The following is a 21,179-nucleotide window of genomic DNA, read 5'->3' as shown; positions in this document are numbered from 1 at the left end:
TCGCAATGCCCCGTAACGACACCGGAAGGAGGGAACCCGAAGCGCAGCGTAGGGCCCCTGGTGGGGCGAGACCTTTGCGTTACTTTGGGCTGGGCCGGCACACCGGCGTTTGCCAAAGTAACCCGCCGTAAGGGCGGAAAGGTGACTCAGCGCCACTACCGCCAATGGATATACCCACAAACCACAGCGCCAACAATCACCTACCAGCCTCACGCCGAATCTGCTCCCGCCCCAACCACCCCCCAGTCGCCGCCCAGACCAGCGCAATCCCCGCCCCGATCACCATCGCCAGTCCCGGATGATCCCCCAACAGATCCAGCCCGCGCTTGACCCAGCCACTGAGCGCATCCCCACCGCGATACACCACCGTATCGGTAAAATTTTTCGCCTTGTACTTATGCTCCGGCACCACCACGGTATAGAGCATCTCCCGCCCTGGCCGCACCAACGCATACTCCCCGACCCTGCGCACCACCATTACCACCACAAACACCGCAAACAACGGCGCCATCGCCAGCCAGACAAAACCGACCACCATCACCAACGGCACCGCCACCAGCAAAACACCGACACCCAGCTTGCGAGCCAGATGCCCGGTGATGAACACCTGAGTCAGGATCGACAAAAGCTGCACCAGCGTGTCGATCAACCCGAACACCTGGGTCTGCTCGGTACGGCTGCTGAAATGCTCGGCCACCAACCGCGCCTGCTCGAAATACAGGAACGTACTGACACTGGCCAACAGCACCACAAACAGCGCAATCGCCAACAGATAGGGCGAGCGAAACACCTCACTGGCCCCCGCGAAAGGATTGCCGCCCAGCGGCCGCGAGCGTGGCAGTTCGGTGTCTGCCGGCAGCGGATGGCGATCCCGGAAACGTTGCACAAACGCAACGGCAACCACGCTGCCCAACAGGCAGGCCGTGGCCAGCAGCACCAGCCCGGCATGGCCAATCACCCCGACCAGCAAAGTGCCCAGCAGCGGCCCGAGCAACCCGCCCAGGCTTGCGCCAGCCGCCAACAACCCGAACAGGCGTTTGGCCTGCTCGCTGGAAAACAGATCAGCCAGCACGCTCCAGGCCAGGGAAATGCTCAACAGATTGAACATCGACAACCAGATATAGAACGCCCGGGCGCTCCACAGATTGTCTGGCTGCAACGCAAACAGTGCCGCAAACACCAGCAGGTTGCTGGCCAGAAAGCCATAGGTCCAGGGCAGGATACGTCGACGCTGCACCTTCGACGCCAACCAGCCAAACAACGGCAAAGCGATGAGCGTCAGCACAAAGGTGCCGGTGAACAACCACTGCAGGTTCTCGACACCGCCGGCCACGCCCATGGTCTCGCGCACCGGGCGCAGCATGAAGTAGCCGGTAAACAGCAGGAAGAACAATGCCAGCCCCGCCACGACGATCGGTGCTTCACCTTCGCGGACATTGAACAGGCGTGTTCCGGGAGTGTCCATGGACGTTCAGGCGAACTGCTCGATCAGCTGCTTGCGCTGGGCGTCGCTGAGCAAGGGGCCGCTACCTGCCTTGAGCTGATCGAGCTGCCGCTCCGGGCGGCTGGTGGCCGGGATCACTGTGGTCACCGCCGGATGGCTGATGGCGAACTTGAGGAACAGCTGCGCCCAACTGCCGATGCCCACCTCGGCTGCCCAAGCGGGCAACGCCTGGTCTTTGACCCTGGCAAACAGCCGGCCATCATCGAAGGCACGGTTGATCAACACCGCCACGCCCTTGTCCTGGGCCAACGGCAAGACTGTGCGCGCCGCTGCGGGCGAGTTGACCGAATAATGGATCTGGATGAAGTCCAGCTGCTCCTGGCGCAAGATGCGTTCAAGTTCGTCCAGACCACTGTCTACATAGTGGGTGACACCGACATAACGGGTCAGGCCCTGGGCCTTGAGTTCGCGGGCATAGGGTAACTGGCGCTGCCAGTCGCGCAGGTTGTGGACCTGCAGCAGATCAACCTTGTCGGTGCGCAGGCTGCGCAGCGTTCCGGCCCATTGCGCCTCGGCGGCGGCACGGCTGTCAGCGGCGATCTTGGTAGCCAGGAAGGTTTTGCCGCGCCAACCACCCTCCTCCAGCAACTGGCCCAGCACGGCGTCGGCACCGCCGTAATTGGGCGAGGTGTCGATGACTTGCCCGCCACCGTCGAAGAACACCTTGAGCACCTGTTTCAACTGCTGGAATTGCGGTGAATCGACATCGGTCTCGAAACTGCCTGAGGTTCCCGCACCAATCACCGCCAGCGTTTCGCCGCTGGACGCAATTTTGCGTGTCAGCATCGCGCTACTCTGGGCAAACCCGCGGCCCGCCACGCTCAGGCAACCCAGCCCGGCGGCAAGTGTGGCACTGGCCTTAAGCAAGTCACGACGGATGAGCATGGCTGCGCTCCTGTAAAATTGCAGCGGAGTACATTTGTACTCCACGCACTCCGTACGGATGGGTCGAGCCAGTTAGGTATAGCCGATGTTCATCACCAGACCGTGGATTACCGAAAAATCCGCGAACATCCTCACACGCCGACTATATTGACCTAGTCACCGCCCGCAGCCTGAGCGCGCCCCATGCTGGATACCGATCAGCTGATCATTTGCGAACATTGCGACTGCGTGTACCACAAGGTCCCCCTCGGCAAACACCAGAAGGCCTTGTGCCAACGCTGCGGCGCCGTGCTGCAACGTTACAACGGTCTCACCCTGCAACATCGCCTGGCCTTGAGCATCACTGCCGGGGTGCTGTGGCTATTGGCCAATTTCTACCCGGTGATGAGTATCAGCCTGCAGGGCTTTTCCAACAGCGCCACGCTCTGGGACTCGGTACGCGCCCTGGCCAACGGGCCGATTACCTTTATCGCCCTGGTGGCGGCAATCTCGATGATCATCGCCCCGATGTTCCAGCTGCTGTTGCTGATCTGGGTGCTGGGCTTTGCCCTGGCCGGCCAGCGTTCGCCGGCCTTCAGCCTGTGCATGCGCTGGCTGGAGACCCTGCGCCCCTGGAGCATGCTCGAAGTCTGCCTGCTCGGTGCAATGGTCGCGGTATTCAAACTGGCCGGTCTGCTCGATGTGCTGCCCGGTATCGGCCTGGTGGCCCTGGCGGTGCTGAGCCTGTTGATGATCCGCATCGCCGGCCGTGATATCCGCGAGCTATGGGATGCCCTGCCATGAACCGCCCGCCATTGGCCTCGGAACTCAATCTGGTGCTGTGCCATGCTTGCGGCAAAGCCTGCGATGCCCGTGTGGCGGTACACCACTGCGACCGCTGCGGCGCCCCGCTGCATGCACGCAAGCCCGATTCGCTGACCCGCACCTGGGCTTACCTGATCGCCTCGCTGGTGTTCTATGTGCCGGCCAACCTGCTGCCGGTGATGAACACGAAAATGCTCGGCAGTGGCGACGACAGCACGATCATGAGCGGGGTGATCGAGTTCTGGTCGCACGGTGCCTGGGACATCGCCCTGATCATCTTTATCGCCAGTATCGCCGTACCTGCGACCAAATTCGTCGCCCTCGGCCTGCTGCTGGTGACCGTGCAGCGCGGCAGCAACTGGGCGCAGAAAGAGCGCTCCAAGCTCTATCGCTTCGTCGAGTTGATCGGCTACTGGTCGATGCTCGATGTGATCGTCGTGGCCTTGGTCGCAGCCCTGGTCAAGTTCCAGGCCCTGGGTGATATCGAACCGCGCCCGGGCATCCTGTTTTTCGGCCTGGTGGTGGTGTTCACCATGCTCGCCGCCATGAGTTTCGACCCCCGGATGATCTGGGAAAGCCGTCAACCCGAGGAGTGCACGGATGAAGTCAGCAGCCACTGAAGAGCCGCCAGTACCAGGCCCGTCGACGGTCAAGACCCGACGATTCAATGTCTCGCTAGTGTGGATTGTGCCGATTGTCGCCGTGCTGGTGGGCATTTCACTGGTGGTGCACAACTGGTTGCAACAGGGGCCGACCATCCAGATCACCTTCAAGACCGGCGAAGGCCTGACCGCCAATAAAACCGAGGTCAAGTACCGCAACGTGGTGATCGGCCATGTGACGACGGTGGAATTGAGCCGTGACCAGAAAAGCGTGACGGCCACGGTGAATCTGGTCAAACAGGCCGATAACTTCACCCGTGAAGACTCGACCTTCTGGGTGGTGCGCCCGCGCATTGGCGCCGGCGGCATCTCCGGCATCGATACCCTGCTGTCCGGCGATTTCATCGGCGCCGATGCCGGGCAATCGAATAGCCGCGCCAAGGTCTTCAAAGGGCTGGAGATGCCGCCACCCATCACTTACGGCGAACCCGGCAAGCGCTTTACCCTGCACACCGATGATCTTGGCTCGCTGGGCGTCGGTTCGCCGGTGTATTACCGCAAGATTCCAGTGGGTCAGGTGGTGGCTTACGAGCTGTCCAAGGACGGCAAGGGCGTGGACATCGAAGTCTTCGTGCACTCGCCCAATGACGAATTTGTCACCGACAACACCCGTTTCTGGAACGCCAGCGGCATCGACGTCGAAGTCGGCGCCAATGGCTTTGCGGTACGTACCGAGTCGCTGTCGTCCCTGCTGGTGGGCGGCATCGCCTTCCGTGCCCCGCAATTCAACCCCGATGATCAGGTAGCTAGCGAAGACAAGGTGTTCGAGCTGTTCGAAGACGAGAAGACCGCCCTCGCCCCGCCCAGCGGCAAGCCCCAGTACCTGGCTTTGCGCTTCGACCAGGCCCTGCGCGGCCTGAAAGTCGGCGCACCGGTTGAGTTCCTCGGGGTGGAAATTGGCCGGGTGGTCTCGGTCAACCTGGATTTCGATGTCGAACAGCGCTCGTTCCCGGTCAACGTCGGCATCGTCATTTATCCGCAGCGCCTGGGCCGGGCGCACACCAAGCTGCTCAAGGCACTCCGGCACGACCCCGACGATGAAAAGGCCGCAGCCCAGGTACTGGGAACCTTCATCGACAATGGCCTGCGCGCCCAGGCCCGCAGCGGCAACCTGCTGACCGGGCAGCTGTACATCGCGCTGGATTTCGACCCGAAAGCACCGAAGGTGGTCTTCGACCCGAACGCACGGCCTATCACCATCCCTACTGTCCCGGGCAGCCTGGAACAGTTGCAGGAACAGTTCCAGGCCATGGTCGAGCGCATCAATCGCCTGCCGATCGAGCGCATCGCCAACAACCTCGATGCCAACCTGGTGGAAATGCGCAAGGGCCTGGCGCAGTTCAACAGCCGCACCTTGCCGGGTGTCCAGGGCACCTTGCAGGAAGTCAGCAAGACCCTGCAATCAGCCAACTCGACCCTGGCCGACGACTCGCCGCAACGTGAACAGCTGACCCAGACCCTGGACGAGCTGGGGCGCATGTCGCGCTCGTTGCGTGAGTTGGCCGACTACCTGGGCCGCAACCCCGAATCGTTGCTGCGTGGCAGACCCAAGGATGCACCAGCGGACAACCTCAAACCTTCGTCGCGCAATTGACCGCAGGAGCATCGACTATGGCGCACGCCGCAAAATTCGCACTGCTGGGCCTGGCCTTGCTGCTGGCAGCTTGTCGCAGCGATCCGATTCACTACCACACCCTGACGCCGCAACAACCCACACCTGCCAGCACGGTCGATGTAGAGCTGGAGCGGGTCAGCGTACCGCCGCAGGTTGATCGCCCGCAGGTAGTGATCCGCGAGGGCAATAGCGGCCTGGCGATCCTTGAAACCGAATGGTGGGGCGCAAGCCTGGCCGACGAGTTGCACAACGCCCTGGTCAATCAGTTCGCCACCAGCACCGCCCAGTCGCACCTGAGCTTGCGGGTTGACGTGCAACGTTTTGACTCGGTACCCGGGCAGTACGCCCTGTTCGATGCCAGTTGGCGCTTGCGTGCGGTCAACGGCAACGGCAATGGCAAAAGCGGCGCGGCGCTCAATTGTCGCAGCGTGATCCAGACCCCGGCCGGGCCGAGCATCGATGATCTGGTGCTGGCCCATCAGCAGAACCTCAAGCGCTTCACCGAGCTGGTCAGCCGAACGGCCAGCAGCGGTGCCGCGCGTTGTCCATCAGTGCGCTAGCTCATCCACGTACAAGGAATCTGTCATGGCCGACCCTCGACCAATACAGTTTGGAAACGGCAGGGAACTGCTGGATGTGTTGATCCGCGCGGGATTGATCGCCGTGCTGGTGATGTCCTGCTTCGAAATTTTCAAACCCTTTCTGAGCCTGATGTTGTGGGCGGTAATCCTGGCCATCACCCTCTTCCCCTTGAACCAGCGCTTGGCCGGCTGGTTCGGCAACCGCCCCGGCTGGTCAGCGGTGCTGTTGGTGATTGTCGGCCTGGCCTGCCTGATCGGCCCTTTGAGCCTGCTCGGCACCTCGGTGGCCGACTCGGTCCGGCTGGGGATCCAGGGCTTCGAGGATCAAGTCATCGAAATCCCCGCGCCGCCGTTGAGTGTCAGCGACTGGCCGATTATCGGCGCTCCGCTTTACAAGATCTGGGCGCATGCCAGCGGCGACCTGAGCTGGGCACTGTCACAAGTAGCCCCGCACCTCAAAGGCGTGAGCAAGACGTTGCTGACCCAACTGGCCGGCATTGGCTCGGGCATCCTGGTGTTTGTTCTGGCGCTGATCGTCGGCGGCGTGATCATGGCCAAAGGTGAAAGCGGCCACCGCACTGGCGTTGCCATCGCTACCCGCATCTCCGGCCCGCAGCGTGGCCCGCAACTGGCGGCGCTGTGCACGGCAACCATCCGCGCAGTGGCGCAAGGCGTGGTCGGCATCGCTTTCATCCAGATGCTGCTGGTGGGCATCGGTCTGGTGGTGATGGGCGTACCCGCTGCCGGGGTGCTGGCCTTGCTGGTACTGCTGCTGGGGATCACCCAGTTGCCTATCCTGCTGATCACCCTGCCGGTGGTCATCTACGTGTTTGCCCACGACGGCGTCGGTGTCAGCACCATTATCTTTGCGATCTGGACCATCCTTGCCGGCCTCTCCGACAACGTCCTCAAACCCCTGTTGCTGGGGCGTGGCGTGGCCGTACCGATGCCGGTGGTGTTGATCGGTGCGTTGGGCGGGATGCTCACCAACGGCATCATCGGCCTGTTCATCGGCCCGGTGCTGCTGGCGGTAGGTTATGAGCTGTTCATGTCCTGGGTGGCGCAGCCATTGGTTGAGGATAATCCTCAGCCGCTTGCCGGGCAGGATCATCGCTAAACCTGTGGACGGCGCAGGTCAATGTGGGAGCCGGCCTTGCCGGCGATGAGATCGCTGCGCTGTCAGGTATTGCGCGGCGTCTGCATCGCTGGCAAGGCCAGCTCCCACAGGGGTGACACATCAATGGAACGGGAAGATGTAGTTCATCCAGGCAGCCATGCGCAGGAGGATCTTGCGCATCATGCCGATATGCTCGAAGTGCTTGCTATAGATGGCCGCCTGCCCGTAGGCCCCGCCCGGCACCTGCGCGCTGTACTTGGCGTACTCAGGGTCAGTGATTTCGATGATCACCGGCACCCGTCCGGCCGGCGGTGATCCGGTGTAGCCGATCAAGGTGCCGGAAGGCTGTACCTGACCTTCGGCAATCACCGTAATCACGTTCTTCACCTGGCCCTTGAATACCTTGCCGGGAATACCGTCAAAGGCGACCTCGGCCTCATCACCGGCCACCAGCCGCAGCAAACTGTTCTGGCGCATCCAGGCGGCAAAGTAATGACCTTCCTCAGGAATGAACACCATCGACGGCCGTAGCGGCAGCCTGCTCGCCATCATGCCTGCGCGCAACGACACATGGGTGACAAAGCCATTGCTGGGGGCACGCACTACGGTGTTGTCCAGCTCGAACTGGGCGTTGTCGATCTGCGCCTGCAGGTCGTCGACGCGGGCAATCGCCGTTTCCTGCTCGCGGCGTGTACCGAAATTGCGTTTGATCAGTTCATTGATCCGGAACAGGTCACCTTTTGCCGCCAAATGCTGAGCCTGGAGTGATTTGAGCTTGTACTCAAAGGGTGCCGGGTCGATACGGAACAGGACATCGCCGGTCTTCAACGACTCGTTGCCTTTCACCGGCACGTCGATCACCTTGCCGGTGACCACCGGAATCACCGGCACCGAGACGAAATAGGTACGCGCCACTTCGGAATAAGGATGGTTGTAGTTCATGGTGAAGATCAGCGCACCGATCAAAATCACCCCACCCAGTACAGCAGTAGGCACAGTCCACTTGTTCAGAGGAATGCGAAAAATCTTGAAAATCGCAATACAGATGGCGGCGTAGGTCAGGATCAGTAACAGGTCCATGGCTTACACTCCCCCGCCGGAATCAGGTCGCGCAGCACCCGTTTTGGCCCGCTCTTCCTCCAGATGAGCCACCCGTTGCTGCAACTCGAACACCTGGCGTTCGAGATCGCCAATGGCGCTCTTGTCGCCCAATCCGCCAATCCCCCAACCGCGATCCTCGCGATAGAGCATTGCCCAGATCCACAGGAACGGCCACAGCGCGTGCAGGGTGAACAGACTGACCCAGCCGGTGGCATGGATCGCATCCTGATGCGGGTGATTGCGATGAACCGCGATTTCATAGGGAATGTCATGCAGGACGATGATGCCGTAGAACAGCACCAGCCCGGCAAAGATCAACACCCCTAATGCAAAGTAATCAAGCATGGCTGCTCCAATAAGCGAAATTGCGAGATGTGGTTGTTGAAGTCTAATCAAACATTGCTGTTTCACTGCGAATTTCATCACTAGCAGCACTCGGGATGCTGCGCCGGGACTCAAGCAGTGTGACGAAACTCGACAGGCTCTGGGACACGGTGCCGCGCCGCCAGACCAGCCAGGTGTTGAGGTAACGGAAATCTTCGGACAACGGCCAGACACTCACCGTGGCGCAGCCTGGCATGCTCTGCAGCATGCTGCGCGGCATCAACGCCAGGCCGGCGCCAGCACTGACGCAGGCGAGCATGCCGTGATAGGACTCGATCTCGAAGATCTTCCCCGGCACCGCGCCATCGGTGTTGAACCAACGTTCGAAGTGATGCCGGTACGAGCAGTTCGACCTGAAGGCATAAATGTTCTCGCCGTTGACATCCTGGGCGCGATTGATCGGCCCATGGTTCAGCGGCGCAATCAGCACCATCTCTTCCTCGAACACCGGCACTCCGTCCAGCGCCGGATGCAGCACCGGGCCGTCGACAAACGCCGCCACCAGCCGCCCGGACAGCACGCCATCGATCATTGCCCCGGACGGTCCGGTGGAAAGGTCCAGCTCGACCTTGCTGTATTGCTGGTTGTAGGCAGCGAGCAAGGCCGGGATACGCACGGCTGCAGTGCTCTCCAGCGAGCCCAGGGAAAACGGCCCGCGCGGCTCTTCACCGGCCACGGTCAAGCGTGCTTCTTCGACCAGGCCAAGGATGCGCCAGGTGTAATCGAGGAAGGTCCAGCCCGCCGGTGACAGGCGCAGGCGGCTCTTTTCGCGGATGAACAACTCGACCCCGAGATCGGCTTCCAGTTGCTTGATCCGCGTCGTCAGGTTCGAAGGCACACGGTGCATATGCTGAGCGGCAACGCTGATACTGCCGTGCTCAGCCACCGCCCTGAATATTTCCAGCTGAACCAGGTCCACATCATTCTCCAATCATGAACGAAAGACTCATTATTATTCAGTTTTCAAAACATGAATAGCCCTCTACGCTGGCTCCGTTCCCTAATTTTTTGCAGGACAGTGCCATGACCGCGTTCTCCAGCCATACCCATGCCGTGTCGATCAACCCCGCCAACGGCGAAGCCATTGGTCACTACCCTTACCAGTCCGAGGCGGACCTCGATGCAGCGCTGACGCGGGCTGCAGGCGGTTTCGCGCACTGGCGGCGTACCGCCGTGTCCGAGCGCGCCGGGCTGATCCTTGCCCTGGCCAGCGCCATCCGTGACAACGCAGCGGCCATGGCGCGGATGATCACCCTGGAAATGGGCAAGCCGCTGGCCCAGGCCCGTGGTGAAGTGGAGAAATGCGCACAACTGTGCGAGTGGTACGCCGCCCAGGGCCCGGGCATGCTCAGCGCCGAATCGACCCTGGTGGAAAACGGCAAGGCGCGCATCGAATACCGGCCACTGGGCCCGATCCTGGCGGTAATGCCGTGGAACTTCCCGGTCTGGCAGGTGCTGCGCGGTGCCGTCCCGGCGCTGATCGCCGGCAACACCTATGTCCTCAAGCACGCGCCGAACGTGATGGGCAGCGCCTACCTGCTGCTCGACGTGATCAAGCAGGCCGGCCTGCCTGAGGGTGTGTTCGAAGTCATCAACGTCACCCCCGACGGTGTGTCCCAGGCTATCAAGGACCCGCGCATCGCCGCCGTGACCCTGACCGGCAGTGTGCGCGCCGGCATGGCCATCGGTGCCCAGGCCGGTGCCGCGCTGAAAAAATGCGTGCTGGAGCTGGGCGGTTCCGATCCGTTCATCGTGCTTAACGACGCCAACCTCGATGAAGCGGTCAAGGCCGCGGTAATCGGCCGCTACGCCAACACCGGCCAGGTCTGCGCTGCGGCCAAGCGTCTGATCGTCGAGCAAGGCGTGGTCGACGCCTTTACCGAAAAGTTCGTCGAAGCCACCCGTCAGCTGGTCATGGGCGATCCGCTGTCGGAGCAGACCTACCTGGGCCCGATGGCCCGTTTCGACCTGCGCGACGAGCTCGATGAGCAGGTCCAGGCCACCCTGGCTGAAGGCGCGACCCTGCTGCTGGGCGGGCACAAGGCCGAAGGCGCGGGCAATTACTACGCACCGACGGTGCTGGCCGATGTCACCGACCAGATGACCTCGTTCCGCCAGGAGCTGTTCGGCCCGGTGGCCTCGATCATCACCGCCCGCGACGCCCGCCACGCCCTGGAACTGGCCAACGACAGCGAATTCGGCCTGGCCTCGACGATCTACACCCAGGACCTGGAACTGGCTGCCCAGCTCACCGAGGAGCTGGACACCGGCGGCGTGTTCATCAACGGCTACTGCGCCAGCGACCCGCGCGTCACCTTCGGCGGGGTCAAGAAGAGTGGTTTCGGCCGCGAACTCTCGCACTTCGGCGTGCGTGAGTTCTGCAACGCACAGACTGTCTGGCTGGACCGCCGCGGCTGAATGACCAGCGGTCGGCTCGCATAGGTACTGGCTCCGGGAGCGTTGCAGGCAATGGGCTAAACTCTAGCTCGGGGGCTGGCAATGCAACGCGACCGGAGGTGCACCATGAGCCAGTACCAACGCCTGTTCCTGATGGTCGGCGACGACATGCGCCACACCCCGGCACTGGAGCGCGCCGCCGCGCTGGCCCACGCCACCGGTGCCACCCTGCATATCTGCGCGATTGTCGAGGAGCTCGACACCCTCGGCCTGCTCAGCGGCGATGAACACCGCAACCAGACCCGCGTAGAAGACAGCCGCCAGTGGCTCGCCGATGAAGCCACGTTGCTGCATGAAAACGGTATCCGGGTCAGCACCGAGGTGGTCCTGACCCGTGATCTGCTGGGCGCGACCCTGGACCAAGTGGCGGAGATCGAGCCGGACCTGCTGATCAAAGATGTGCTGCACGAGCCCGCCTACAAGCGCCTGCTGTTTACCCCGCTGGACTGGCAGCTGCTGCGCGAATGCCCGTGTCCGGTGCATCTGGTCTCGGCAGTACATTGCCCGCTGCCGCGCGTGGTGGTGGCCGCCGTCGACCCGACCCACCCCGAACACCCCCACAACGACCTCAACCAGACCGTGATCGAGGCCGCTGCCAGCCTCGCCCGCCAGTGCAACGCCGAGCTGCACCTGCTGCATGTGTGCGACAACGCCCAGACCCATATCTCCGATTTCGGCGCCGGCACCGTGACCATGCCCGGCTTCGGCGGCGATGTGCGCAAGTCGATCCACAAGGCTTTCGAGCATTTGGCCGTAGCGCACGGTGTACCTGCGGAACGTCAGCACTTCCTCTCGGCACCGATCACCCGCAGCATCGCCGACTTCGTCGCCCACAACCGCACCGACGTGCTGGTGATGGGCAATCATCCGCGCAAACTGCTGGAGCGCCTGACCGGCAGCACCACCGAGCATGTCATCGATCACAACCTGTGCAATGTCCTGGCGGTCAAGGCCGTGGCCTGAGTGTCAATCGTATTCGGCTTCGGCATGCTCGCCGAGCAGACGGCGCTGGCGTGGCGTCGCAGCGGCGAGCACTTCGGGGTTGAATTGCCAGTGCAGGTACGGCGAGAACTTCTGCGCAACCATGCGCCGGCCATAGTGCACCTGCAGCATCGAGCGCGTGCGATCGGTGCTGCGGTTGTCGCTGGCACCGTGCCAGAGTTCGCTGCGAAACATCAAAGCATCGCCCGCGCGGCAGAGAATGCTCCGCGCTGACTGTCCCTGCCACTGCTGCTCACCCGGCGCCGGCTTGCGCCCTGCCCTGTGGCTGCCTGGAACCACTTGGGTCGGGCAGAGCTCGGCGTCGATATCGTCCAGGTAAAACTGCACGGTACAGATCTGCATGGGCAGCTCGAAAGCGGGGTCGACCAACAGGGATGGCGGTAACTCCATCACCAGATAATCCAGGTGCAACGGCATGCCCTGATAGCCGGGATGGCTACGCCAGGCGGTCTGGCCGACGATGTGGCAATCCTCGCCCAGCGCCGCTTCGGCCAGCTCGATGACCCCAGGCAGGTCGAGATAGGCCAGCCACAACGGGTCGCGGTTGAACACGCATTTGTAGTGTTCCAGCAGGCCGTTGTAGTCCCAGTGCCGGGGCACCAGGCTACTGATCGCGGCTTGCAACTGAGCAACCTGCGAGGGCGCCAGCACCCCGGGCAACAGCAGGAAGCCGTCACCCCGCAGAGCGCTGAGGCCCAGGCTCAGCAAGGGTTGATCGTCCATGCTGGCGCTCTACTCAGGCCAGTGCAGGTTGACCTTGACCGGCGCGGTACCGTCGATCAGCACCTGCTGACGCATCTGTTGCCCGTTGAGACTGGCAACCACCTGGTAATGACCGGCCGGGACTTTGGCATAAAGCATCGGTCCGACGTCCTGCAGGGTCAGCACTGGCTGGCCGTTGGCGGATTCGATGCGCAACTCGGCACCGCTCTGGTACTTGTTGTCCGGCCCGGACGACAGGGTGATTTGCAGGTTGTAGCCGCGCGTCTGTTGCAGGGCGCGGGACTCATCGATGCCAATGCCGCCCTCCAGGTAGCTGATGCCGTTCTGCTCCTTGGGCTGCAGGTGCACCGCGGACATATCGATGGGCTCTTCGGCGCTCGGTTGGGCAACCACTGCCGGTGCCACGCAAGACAGGGCCAGCGCCAGGGCGAGGCCATTCAGAAGGCTGTTCTGGTAACGGTTCATGGCGAGACCTCCAAACAGTATCTGGCCCCCTTATTATCCCGTGCATTCCAGTGTCGCAGCCCTGCGCCTGACACGCGGCTCAGCCCTCGCGTAACCAGTCGATAAAACGCGCAAAAAGCTCCGATTGCGAGTTGATCTGCAGCTTCTGGTAGAGATTCTTGCGGTGCATGCGCACGGTTTCCGGGGAAATACCCAGTTCGCTGGCCGTGGACTTGGCCGAGTGACCGCGCAGGATCATGTGCGCCACTTCGCGCTCGCGATCGGTCAGCACCTGGCAGCCAAAACTGTCGAATGCGGCCTGGAGACTGTTGTGCCCGCCGGTATTGCCGGTTTGCGCCAGGCCATGACGGGCGAAGCGCGCCAGCAGCTCGCGAACCATCGGCTCGACGGCGCGCAACAGATGGACCTGCTCGGTACTCAGGCGCGAACCGCTGCAGCCCTGGAACAGGCTCAGGGAAATCTTCCGCGCATCACCGATATCGGCAATGAAATAGCTGTCTTCACTGCAGCCGGTGCCCAGGTAATAGGTCTTGTAATAGTCACTGTCGAAGAAGTGGTCCGGGGCGATGTCTTCGAGATGGTAGAAGCCTTGCGCCAGACCGCTCTCCACTGCCAGACAAAAGGGATCGAGCAGGTAGCCCGCGGCGAAGTAGCGATTGAGGATGGCGTCGCGGTGCTGCTCGGGAATGCCCTGCTGGTACAGCAGCTGCGGTGCCTGGCCCTGGCACTCGAGGCTGATCATCATCGACTCGACCGCCACCAGCTGGCTGATGGCCGCGGCCAGATGCCCGAGGGCATCCGGCGCTTCGCTATGGGCAACAGCGTTCTGCAGCGCTGCATGCCATTGCTGCAGGGCGCCAAAAGACAGACAGATCGGGGTTTCAGCGGATGCGTGGCTCATGCTCCGCAGTCTAACGGCTGGAGCACGAGCCTGCACCTGTGGGCCACTCATGTGCCGCTGTACAGCCCTTCACGGCGCAACTCGGTGGCGGTCTCGACAATGCACTGACGCAGCACCTCGACAATCTCGTCCACCTGCGCATGGGTGATGATCAACGGCGGTGACATCACGTTCAGGTGCATGATTGGCCGTACCAGCAAGCCTTTGTCCTGAGCGCGGCGGTGGATGCGCTCGCCGATGTTCACCGCATCGGCGAACAACGCCTTGCTGCGCTTGTCGGCGACGAACTCGACGCAGGCCATCAGCTTCATGCAACGCACGTCGCCCACCAGCGGCAGCTCACGCAGGCTTTGCAGGCGCTGCTCCAGGTAGCCGCCGACATCATTGACGTGGGCCAGCAGGTTTTCCCGCTCGATGATCTCGATATTCTTCAGCGCCGCCGTGCAGCACACCGGGTGGCCACTGTAGGTAAAACCGTGGGTGAAGCAACGGCCCTTGCCCGGCTCGGCAATCACCTTCCAGATGCGATCGGAGAAGATGCAAGCGCCCAGCGGCAGGTAGGCCGAGGTCAGGCCTTTGGCGGTGGTAATGATGTCCGGCTGCACGCCGAACAGTTCTTCGCTGGCGAAGAAAGTGCCGAGGCGGCCGAAGGACGTCACCACCTCGTCGGCGACGAAGAGGATGTCGTAGGTCTGGCAGACCTGCCACATGCGCAGGAAGTAATCCTTGGGCGGGATGATCACCCCGCCCGACCCCATGATCGGCTCGGCAAAGAACGCCGCGACATTGTCGGCGCCCAGCGAGAGGATCTTGTCTTCGAACTCGGCCACCAGGAAGTCGAGGAACTCGGCCTCGTCCATGTCATCCGGCGCCCGGTACGGGTTGGGGTTGGAAACGTGGTGGATCAGATCGTGGGCGTAGTCGAACTCCGGCACACGGTCGGCCGCCTTGTTGCCGATCGACATGGTCAGCGTGGTCGAGCCGTGATAGGCGTTGTAGCGCGCGATGATGTGTTTCTTGTGCGGCTTGCCGCGGCAGTTCTGGTAGTACTGGATCAGACGGTAGGCGGTATCGACTGCGGTCGAGCCACCGGTGGTGAGGAACACATGGTCTAGATCACCCGGTGCCAGCTGGGCGAGCTTTTCGCACAGCTCGATGGCAACGGTGTTGGCCATGTCGGAAAACGGGTTGGAATAGGCCAGCTTGCGCACCTGGTCGGCGATGGCCAGGGCCATTTCCTCGCGGCCCAGGCCAATGTTGGTGCACCACATGCCGCCTACCGCATCGAGGAAGCGGTTGCCCTCGGTGTCACGGATATAGGCGCCCTCCCCGGCAACAATGTTCAGCGCACCCTGCTCGCGGTGCTCGTCGAACATGTGATAGCCGTGCATGTAGTGAGCCTTGTCGGCCTCCACCAGCGGATCATGGGCAAAAGCAGTTGCGACAGCGTTGTTGGACGTAGCCATGGTCTGTTCCTTGGCAATGGGAATTGAAGTAAGTCAGAAACCGGTCTTGACCGTGCTCCAGACCCGGGTGATCGCGCGCATATCGCGGGCGTCCTGGGTTTTCTGGGCAAACAGGCGTTCGCGGGTAGCGTCATCGGGATAGATCGCCGGATCGTTGCGGATGTCCGCCTGCACCAAGGTCGTGGCCGCTGCGTTGCTGTTGGCGTAGCGGATGTAGTTGGTCACCTCGGCCATGGTCTGCGGCTGCAACAGAAACTCGACGAAACGATGGGCGTTGGCGCTGTGCGGGGCATCTTTGGGCAGGTAAAGGTTATCGAACCAGATCAGCGAGCCTTCCTTGGGGATGAAGAACGACAATTTGATGTCTTTTTTCGCCTCTTCGGCGCGGGCCTGGGCAATGGCGTAGTCGCCCGACCAGGTCAGGGCCATGCACACATCGCCATTGGGCAGGCTGGTGAGATAGTTCACCGAGTCGAATTTCTTGATATAGGGGCGGATATCCAGCAGCAGCTTTTCGACGGCCTTGAGGTCAGCCGGCGCCGCGCTGCGTGGGTCTTTGCCGAGGTATTTGAGCGCCAGCGGGATCACCTCGGTGGGCGCGTCCATCAGGGTCACGCCGCAGTCGGCAAAGCGCGAGACGATCTTCGGGTCGAACAGCATGGCCAGCGACCCAATCGGCGCATCGGGCATGCGCGCTTTGATCTTTTCGACGTTGTAGGTCACCCCATTACTGCCCCAGGTATAGGGCGCCGAGTATTTCAGGCCGGGGTCATAACCTTGCAGCGCCTGTACCACCTGGGCGTCGAGATTGTGCCAGCTCGGCAGCTGTTGCTTGTCCAGCGGCTGGAACACCCCGGCCTTGATCAGTGGCGGCACCAGGGAGGCGTTGAGCATGACCAGGTCGTAGCCGGAGCGGCCGGTGAGCAATTTGGTCTGTACGGTTTCGTAGCCATCGAAGGTGTCGTAGATCACCTTGATACCCGTGGCTTTCTCGAAATCGGCCAGGGTGGTTTCGCCGATGTAGTCCGTCCAGTTGTACAACCTGAGTGTGTTGCTGGCGTCCACTTCAGCGGCCAGGGTGGCCGTGGCAGTGGACGCCAGCAACAGACTGCACATCACCTTCAGTGCCTTGCGCATAGCAACTCCGTCGTGTGACTGCTCAGGGTGAGCCGATGGACTTACTATCAGGTGATTCGCGGGTGGCGACCATAACCCGAATGGGTGGGTGGCTAAAAACATCGCGGGGCAAGCCCGCTCCCACAGGATCCACATCCCTCCGGTGGGAGCGGGCTTGCCCCGCGAAAAACTATCACCTGTACATCAAGCCAACGGATACAACGCCTCATCAAACTGCGACAAACGCGGAAACGCCAGCGGCTGGTCATCCGACAAGTGCTGCAAACGCTGCTGGTAACTGTGCAGGAAGTCTTTGCGCGCCTCCTCGCTGATATACGGCACATGCCAGGCCACAAACGGCTCCAGCACGTCAAAACCGACATACGCCAGGGTGCCACGCAGGATCGGCCGCAGCATATCCTCCAGCGGCCCGTGGATCGCCCCTTCGCCGAACATGTGCTCGCGCCCGCCAAGGGTCACGGTCACCAACGCTTTTTTGCCGACCAGGCCGCCCTGGTCGTAGAAGCGCTTGCCGCCATAGCAGACACCGGACACCAGCACCCGGTCGATCCAGCCTTTGAGGATGGCCGGGGCCGAGAACCAGAAGATCGGGAAGTTCAGCACCACCAGATCTGCCCACAACAGCTTGTCCAGTTCGCCCTGGATATCCGCGGCAATCGAGCCGCTCTTGACCCCCAGGCGCTGCTCCAGGGCATAGACCAGGTACTCGGGATTCTCCCGCGTGGCAAAGTCATCGGCACTGGCCACCGGGTTCCAGTTCATCGCATACAGGTCACTGACCTGCACCTGATGGCCCTGGGCCTGGAAGGTTTCCACGGCTGTGTCACGCAGCGCGGCGGTGAAGGATTGCGGCTCGGGATGAGCGTGAACGATCAATACATTCATCAGGGGTTTCCTTAAACAGGTTGCAGCGTAGAAGGAGCGGCGCGGCTGGCCAGCAGGCGATTGAGCCAGTCAGGGTCCATCTCCGGCTCGGAGGAGAACAACAGTCCGGTGTAGTCGCGATACGGCGGGCTGAAGATGGCATCGCGGCTGCCGTGATCCACCACGCGCCCGCGTTGCATCACCAGCACTTCGTCGGCGATGGCGCGCACCGTGGCCACGTCGTGGGTAATGAACAGGTAGGCCACACCCAGCTGTTGCTGGATGCGGTTGAGCAGTTTGAGCACGCCTTCGGCCACCAGTTGGTCCAGCGCCGAAGTCACCTCGTCGCAGATGATCAGTTGCGGATCGGCGGCCAGCGCCCGGGCAATGCAGATGCGTTGCTTCTGCCCGCCGGACAGCTCGCGCGGCTGGCGTTCCATGTACAGCGCAGGGTCCAGCTCGATCATCTCCAGCAGTTCGGCCACCCGTTTGCGCATGGCCTGGCCCTTGAGCCCGAGGTAGAAGGTCAGCGGCCGGCCGATGATGTCGACGATGCGCTGGCGTGGGTTCAGCGCGGTGTCGGGGATCTGGTAGATCATCTGGATCCGTCGCAGCTGCTCCTTGCTGCGCTGGCGGAAATCGGCCGGCAAGGCTTCACCGTCATACAGCACCTGCCCCGCCGTCGGTGGCAGCAGGCCGGTAATCAAGCGCGCCGTAGAGCTCTTGCCGCTGCCGGACTCACCGATCACCGCCAGGGTCTGGCCCCGGTGGAGCTTGAGCGAGACATCATGCAGCACCGGCTGCTGGCCGTAGCTGGCGCAGGCCTGGCGTACTTCGAGCAATGGCCGTTGCTGCACCGGACAAGGCTTGGGCTCGGTGCGAAAGCTGCGCACCGCCCACAGCGACTTGGTGTAATCCTGCTGCGGCGCGTCGAGCATGCTGCGGGTGTCGGCCTCCTCCACCAGCTTGCCGTGGCGCAGGACCATGATGCGGTCGGCCATCTGCGCCACCACCGCCAGGTCGTGGCTGATGTACAGCGCTGCGCTGCCGTAGGTCTTGACCGCATCACGAATGGCCGCCAGCACTTCGATCTGGGTGGTGACGTCCAGCGCGGTGGTCGGTTCGTCGAAAATGATCAGGTCCGGATGACACGCCATGGCCATGGCGGTCATCACCCGTTGCAGCTGGCCGCCGGAGACCTGGTGCGGATAACGCTGGCCGATCTGCTCGGGATTGGGCAGGCGCAGCACGCGGTACAGCTCGACCGCTTCGGCCTCGGCCCGGGCGCGGTCGATGCCGCCGTTTTTCACTGCGGTTTCGACATGCTGGTCGATCAGGCGATGGGCCGGGTTGAACGATGCTGCAGCGCTTTGCGCTACATAGGCGATACGCAGGCCGCGCAGCTTGCGCAAGGTTTCGGCGCGGGCGCCGACCAGCTCCATACCGTCGAACCGCACCGAACCGCCGGTGATCCGGCAGCCATCGCGCACATAGCCCATCGACGCCAGGCCCAGTGTCGACTTGCCGGCCCCCGACTCGCCGATCAGCCCCAACACCTCACCGCGTTGCAGAGTCAGGTCGATGCCTTTGATCAACGGATGCCAGGCGTCTTCATAATGCCCTTCGATACGCAGATCGCGGATTTCCAGCAGCGGCTTCTGATTATTCACTTGGGTCATGCTCAGCACTCCTTGAGGCCACTGGATGCATGAAGCACCCAATCCACGACGAAATTGACGCTGACCGTGATCAACGCCACTGCCAGCGCCGGCAACAGCGGGCTGATATCACCGAAGGTGATCAGTACCGCGTTGTCGCGCACCATGCTGCCCCAGTCGGCGGTTGGCGGCTGGATACCCAGACCGAGGAACGACAGCGCGCTGATGAACAGGAAGACAAAGCAGAAGCGCAGGCCAAACTCGGCGATCAAGGGTGCCGCGGCGTTGGGCAGTACTTCGCGGCTGACCAGCCACCACAGCCCTTCCCCGCGCAACCGTGCCGCTTCGACAAAGTCCTGGACCACCACGGTCATGGCCACTGCTCGTGACAGGCGAAACACCCGCGTGGCATCGAGTAGGGCAATCACCAGCACCAGCGAAGTGGCCGTGGTGCCAACCACGCTGAGGATCAGCAAGGCGAAGATCAGCTGCGGGATGGCCATGAGAATATCCACCACCCGCGACAGGCCCTGATCGATCCAGCCGCCCTTGATCGCCGCCACCAGCCCGCAAAAGCCGCCCAGAGCAAAGGCCAGGACGGTAGTCAGAAAGGCAATGCCCAGGGTGTTGCGAGCGCCGTAGACCAGGCGGCTGAACATGTCGCGCCCGAGGTTATCGGTGCCCAGCAGGAACTCGCCGCCCCAGGGTGCAAAGCCCTCGCCGACCACCTGGGTCTCGCCATAGGGCGCCAATACCGGGGCGAACAGCGCCACCAGCACATACAGGGCAATCACCAGCAGGCCGAACTTGGCGCTCAACGGCGCGCGCAGCAGTTGTTTGATCAGGCTCATGGCTTACCCCTTCGGATGCATCAGGCGTGGATTGCTGGCAATCGACAGCACATCGGCCGTGGTATTGAGCAGGATGTAGGTCGCGGCGAAGATCAGGCTGCAGGCCTGCACCACCGGGATGTCACGCTTGGCCACCGAATCGACCAGCAACTGGCCGAGGCCGGGATACACGAACACCACCTCGACCACCACCACGCCCACCACCAGGTAGGCGAGGTTCAGCGCGACGACGTTGATGATCGGCGCCAGGGCATTGGGCAAGGCGTGGCGGAAGATGATCCGCGCCGGGCTGATGCCCTTGAGCCGGGCCATCTCGATATAGGGACTGGCCAGCAGGTTGATCAGCGCCGCGCGGGTCATGCGCATCATCTGTGCGATCACCACCAGGCTCAGGGTCAGCACCGGCAGCAGCGAACGCTCCAGCACCTCGGCAAAACTGGCTCCCGGGGCCAGGTTGGAGATGCTCGGCAACCAGTTGAGCTTCACCGCGAACACCAGGATCAGGATGTAGGCGACGAAGAACTCGGGAAACGACACCGCACTCAAGGCACTGGTATTGAGCAGGCGGTCGAACCAGCTGTTGCGGTACAGCGCCGCGAGCATGCCCAGCAACAGCGCCACCGGTACCGAGACCAGCGCCGCCAGCGCCGCCAGGCTGAAGGTGTTGGCCAGACGGCTGCCGATCAGTTCGGCAATCGGCCGCTGGTTGGCCAGCGACAGGCCGAGATCACCGTGCAGCAGTTGCCAGGCCCACTGGCCGAAGCGGGTCAGTGCCGGTACATCCAGGCCCAGCTGGATCCGCAGCGCCGCTACGGTTTCCGGGGTGGCGGCCTGGCCGAGCATGGCCTCGGCAACGTCGCCCGGCAGCATGCCCACGGCCAGGAAGATGATCACCGCCACCGCAAACAGCGACAACAGGCCCAGGGCCAGGCGCTGCACAAGCAGTTTGTAAAGACTATTCACCGGACAGTTCCTCGAACAGACACAACGAAAGGTGGCACT

Annotated in this window: 21 protein-coding genes; 7 read left to right on the top strand and 14 right to left on the bottom strand. The window is 62.5% G+C overall.

What is annotated here, in order from left to right:
* Window positions 1-196 precede the first annotated feature (196 nt).
* Both AC07OF_RS15720 and AC07OF_RS15715 read right to left on the bottom strand, forming a co-directional pair.
* Window positions 197-1,465, bottom strand: coding sequence for an NTP/NDP exchange transporter (locus AC07OF_RS15720; RefSeq protein WP_157192478.1), 1,269 nt, complete (start codon window positions 1,463-1,465; stop codon window positions 197-199).
* Window positions 1,466-1,471: 6 nt separating this feature from the next.
* Window positions 1,472-2,389, bottom strand: coding sequence for an aldo/keto reductase (locus AC07OF_RS15715; RefSeq protein WP_157192477.1), 918 nt, complete (start codon window positions 2,387-2,389; stop codon window positions 1,472-1,474).
* Between the two features lie 183 nt (window positions 2,390-2,572).
* On the opposite strand from AC07OF_RS15715, the gene AC07OF_RS15710 reads away from it, so the two are divergent.
* Genes AC07OF_RS15710 through AC07OF_RS15690 form a run of 5 tightly spaced genes read left to right on the top strand, consistent with a single transcriptional unit; the run spans window position 2,573 to window position 7,168 of the window.
* A complete protein-coding gene (locus AC07OF_RS15710; RefSeq protein WP_157192476.1) occupies window positions 2,573-3,172 on the top strand; it encodes a paraquat-inducible protein A in 600 nt (199 codons plus the stop codon).
* A complete protein-coding gene (locus tag AC07OF_RS15705; protein ID WP_038610622.1) occupies window positions 3,169-3,813 on the top strand; it encodes a paraquat-inducible protein A in 645 nt (214 codons plus the stop codon). Before AC07OF_RS15710 ends, AC07OF_RS15705 begins: the two co-directional genes overlap by 4 nt.
* The gene (locus AC07OF_RS15700; protein ID WP_157192475.1) at window positions 3,794-5,449 is read left to right on the top strand and encodes a PqiB family protein; all 1,656 of its coding nucleotides are present in this window, start codon (window positions 3,794-3,796) and stop codon (window positions 5,447-5,449) included. The genes AC07OF_RS15705 and AC07OF_RS15700 overlap by 20 nt, the downstream gene beginning before the upstream one ends.
* A gap of 17 nt (window positions 5,450-5,466) precedes the next feature.
* Entirely contained in the window at window positions 5,467-6,030 is a 564-nt protein-coding gene (locus AC07OF_RS15695) for a PqiC family protein (protein WP_157192474.1), read from the top strand.
* Between the two features lie 25 nt (window positions 6,031-6,055).
* On the top strand, window positions 6,056-7,168 hold the full coding sequence (locus tag AC07OF_RS15690) for an AI-2E family transporter (RefSeq protein WP_495073127.1): 1,113 nt from the start codon (window positions 6,056-6,058) through the stop codon (window positions 7,166-7,168).
* Window positions 7,169-7,288: 120 nt separating this feature from the next.
* On the opposite strand, the gene AC07OF_RS15685 is transcribed toward AC07OF_RS15690, so the two are convergent.
* From AC07OF_RS15685 to ptrR, 3 genes are read right to left on the bottom strand one after another with little or no spacing between them, the layout of a single operon-like run.
* Window positions 7,289-8,248, bottom strand: coding sequence for an HlyD family secretion protein (locus tag AC07OF_RS15685; RefSeq protein ID WP_157192472.1), 960 nt, complete (start codon window positions 8,246-8,248; stop codon window positions 7,289-7,291).
* A 3-nt stretch (window positions 8,249-8,251) separates the two neighbouring features.
* Window positions 8,252-8,614: a DUF3302 domain-containing protein gene (locus tag AC07OF_RS15680; RefSeq protein ID WP_476447196.1), complete on the bottom strand. Its 363-nt coding sequence runs from the start codon at window positions 8,612-8,614 to the stop codon at window positions 8,252-8,254.
* Window positions 8,615-8,657: 43 nt separating this feature from the next.
* Window positions 8,658-9,572, bottom strand: a complete 915-nt coding sequence (ptrR, locus tag AC07OF_RS15675; RefSeq protein ID WP_191831704.1) for a putrescine utilization regulator PtrR — start codon at window positions 9,570-9,572, stop codon at window positions 8,658-8,660.
* A gap of 104 nt (window positions 9,573-9,676) precedes the next feature.
* Between ptrR and AC07OF_RS15670 the strand changes: the two genes are divergently transcribed.
* Both AC07OF_RS15670 and AC07OF_RS15665 read left to right on the top strand, forming a co-directional pair.
* Window positions 9,677-11,071 carry an aldehyde dehydrogenase family protein gene (locus AC07OF_RS15670; protein ID WP_495073126.1) on the top strand — a complete coding sequence of 465 codons (1,395 nt, stop codon included), beginning with the start codon at window positions 9,677-9,679 and terminating at the stop codon, window positions 11,069-11,071.
* A 105-nt stretch (window positions 11,072-11,176) separates the two neighbouring features.
* The gene (locus tag AC07OF_RS15665; RefSeq protein WP_476447198.1) at window positions 11,177-12,073 is read left to right on the top strand and encodes a universal stress protein; all 897 of its coding nucleotides are present in this window, start codon (window positions 11,177-11,179) and stop codon (window positions 12,071-12,073) included.
* A gap of 3 nt (window positions 12,074-12,076) precedes the next feature.
* Here the strand turns inward: AC07OF_RS15665 and AC07OF_RS15660 are convergent, their stop codons facing one another.
* From AC07OF_RS15660 to AC07OF_RS15620, 9 genes are all read right to left on the bottom strand, one after another.
* Window positions 12,077-12,835: a phytanoyl-CoA dioxygenase family protein gene (locus AC07OF_RS15660; RefSeq protein WP_495073125.1), complete on the bottom strand. Its 759-nt coding sequence runs from the start codon at window positions 12,833-12,835 to the stop codon at window positions 12,077-12,079.
* Between the two features lie 9 nt (window positions 12,836-12,844).
* On the bottom strand, window positions 12,845-13,300 hold the full coding sequence (locus tag AC07OF_RS15655; RefSeq protein WP_476447200.1) for a carboxypeptidase regulatory-like domain-containing protein: 456 nt from the start codon (window positions 13,298-13,300) through the stop codon (window positions 12,845-12,847).
* 79 nt (window positions 13,301-13,379) lie between these two features.
* Window positions 13,380-14,201 (bottom strand): helix-turn-helix transcriptional regulator, encoded by an 822-nt coding sequence (locus AC07OF_RS15650; RefSeq protein WP_157192465.1) that lies wholly within the window; start codon window positions 14,199-14,201, stop codon window positions 13,380-13,382.
* A 47-nt stretch (window positions 14,202-14,248) separates the two neighbouring features.
* Window positions 14,249-15,667, bottom strand: coding sequence for an aminotransferase (locus AC07OF_RS15645; protein WP_157192464.1), 1,419 nt, complete (start codon window positions 15,665-15,667; stop codon window positions 14,249-14,251).
* Window positions 15,668-15,700: 33 nt separating this feature from the next.
* Window positions 15,701-16,804 (bottom strand): polyamine ABC transporter substrate-binding protein, encoded by a 1,104-nt coding sequence (locus tag AC07OF_RS15640; protein WP_157192463.1) that lies wholly within the window; start codon window positions 16,802-16,804, stop codon window positions 15,701-15,703.
* A 183-nt stretch (window positions 16,805-16,987) separates the two neighbouring features.
* Complete coding sequence (locus tag AC07OF_RS15635) at window positions 16,988-17,689, bottom strand: NAD(P)H-dependent oxidoreductase (RefSeq protein WP_495073124.1); 702 nt, start codon at window positions 17,687-17,689, stop codon at window positions 16,988-16,990.
* A gap of 11 nt (window positions 17,690-17,700) precedes the next feature.
* On the bottom strand, window positions 17,701-19,347 hold the full coding sequence (locus tag AC07OF_RS15630; protein ID WP_157192461.1) for an ABC transporter ATP-binding protein: 1,647 nt from the start codon (window positions 19,345-19,347) through the stop codon (window positions 17,701-17,703).
* A 2-nt stretch (window positions 19,348-19,349) separates the two neighbouring features.
* Window positions 19,350-20,177: an ABC transporter permease gene (locus AC07OF_RS15625; protein WP_038610579.1), complete on the bottom strand. Its 828-nt coding sequence runs from the start codon at window positions 20,175-20,177 to the stop codon at window positions 19,350-19,352.
* 3 nt (window positions 20,178-20,180) lie between these two features.
* Window positions 20,181-21,140 (bottom strand): ABC transporter permease, encoded by a 960-nt coding sequence (locus AC07OF_RS15620; protein ID WP_157192460.1) that lies wholly within the window; start codon window positions 21,138-21,140, stop codon window positions 20,181-20,183.
* Window positions 21,141-21,179: the final 39 nt, after the last annotated feature.

The organism is Pseudomonas sp. GW821-FHT10B02 (assembly GCF_059415665.1).
The sequence above is the reverse complement of the archived record's forward strand: the minus strand, read 5'-3'. Positions and strand labels throughout refer to the sequence as shown.

What these genes read in the sequence shown, in the direction of transcription:
- AC07OF_RS15665 (WP_476447198.1), top strand. Translation starts at nt 11,177, where the DNA reads ATGAGCCAGTACCAACGCCTGTTCCTGATGGTCGGCGACGACATGCGC.
- AC07OF_RS15685 (WP_157192472.1), bottom strand. Translation starts at nt 8,248, where the DNA reads ATGGACCTGTTACTGATCCTGACCTACGCCGCCATCTGTATTGCGATT.
- AC07OF_RS15635 (WP_495073124.1), bottom strand. Translation starts at nt 17,689, where the DNA reads ATGAATGTATTGATCGTTCACGCTCATCCCGAGCCGCAATCCTTCACC.
- AC07OF_RS15630 (WP_157192461.1), bottom strand. Translation starts at nt 19,347, where the DNA reads ATGACCCAAGTGAATAATCAGAAGCCGCTGCTGGAAATCCGCGATCTG.
- AC07OF_RS15655 (WP_476447200.1), bottom strand. Translation starts at nt 13,300, where the DNA reads ATGAACCGTTACCAGAACAGCCTTCTGAATGGCCTCGCCCTGGCGCTG.
- AC07OF_RS15720 (WP_157192478.1), bottom strand. Translation starts at nt 1,465, where the DNA reads ATGGACACTCCCGGAACACGCCTGTTCAATGTCCGCGAAGGTGAAGCA.
- AC07OF_RS15670 (WP_495073126.1), top strand. Translation starts at nt 9,677, where the DNA reads ATGACCGCGTTCTCCAGCCATACCCATGCCGTGTCGATCAACCCCGCC.
- AC07OF_RS15700 (WP_157192475.1), top strand. Translation starts at nt 3,794, where the DNA reads ATGAAGTCAGCAGCCACTGAAGAGCCGCCAGTACCAGGCCCGTCGACG.
- AC07OF_RS15710 (WP_157192476.1), top strand. Translation starts at nt 2,573, where the DNA reads ATGCTGGATACCGATCAGCTGATCATTTGCGAACATTGCGACTGCGTG.
- AC07OF_RS15625 (WP_038610579.1), bottom strand. Translation starts at nt 20,177, where the DNA reads ATGAGCCTGATCAAACAACTGCTGCGCGCGCCGTTGAGCGCCAAGTTC.
- AC07OF_RS15705 (WP_038610622.1), top strand. Translation starts at nt 3,169, where the DNA reads ATGAACCGCCCGCCATTGGCCTCGGAACTCAATCTGGTGCTGTGCCAT.
- AC07OF_RS15690 (WP_495073127.1), top strand. Translation starts at nt 6,056, where the DNA reads ATGGCCGACCCTCGACCAATACAGTTTGGAAACGGCAGGGAACTGCTG.
- AC07OF_RS15645 (WP_157192464.1), bottom strand. Translation starts at nt 15,667, where the DNA reads ATGGCTACGTCCAACAACGCTGTCGCAACTGCTTTTGCCCATGATCCG.
- AC07OF_RS15715 (WP_157192477.1), bottom strand. Translation starts at nt 2,389, where the DNA reads ATGCTCATCCGTCGTGACTTGCTTAAGGCCAGTGCCACACTTGCCGCC.
- AC07OF_RS15640 (WP_157192463.1), bottom strand. Translation starts at nt 16,804, where the DNA reads ATGCGCAAGGCACTGAAGGTGATGTGCAGTCTGTTGCTGGCGTCCACT.
- AC07OF_RS15695 (WP_157192474.1), top strand. Translation starts at nt 5,467, where the DNA reads ATGGCGCACGCCGCAAAATTCGCACTGCTGGGCCTGGCCTTGCTGCTG.
- AC07OF_RS15650 (WP_157192465.1), bottom strand. Translation starts at nt 14,201, where the DNA reads ATGAGCCACGCATCCGCTGAAACCCCGATCTGTCTGTCTTTTGGCGCC.
- AC07OF_RS15680 (WP_476447196.1), bottom strand. Translation starts at nt 8,614, where the DNA reads ATGCTTGATTACTTTGCATTAGGGGTGTTGATCTTTGCCGGGCTGGTG.
- AC07OF_RS15660 (WP_495073125.1), bottom strand. Translation starts at nt 12,835, where the DNA reads ATGGACGATCAACCCTTGCTGAGCCTGGGCCTCAGCGCTCTGCGGGGT.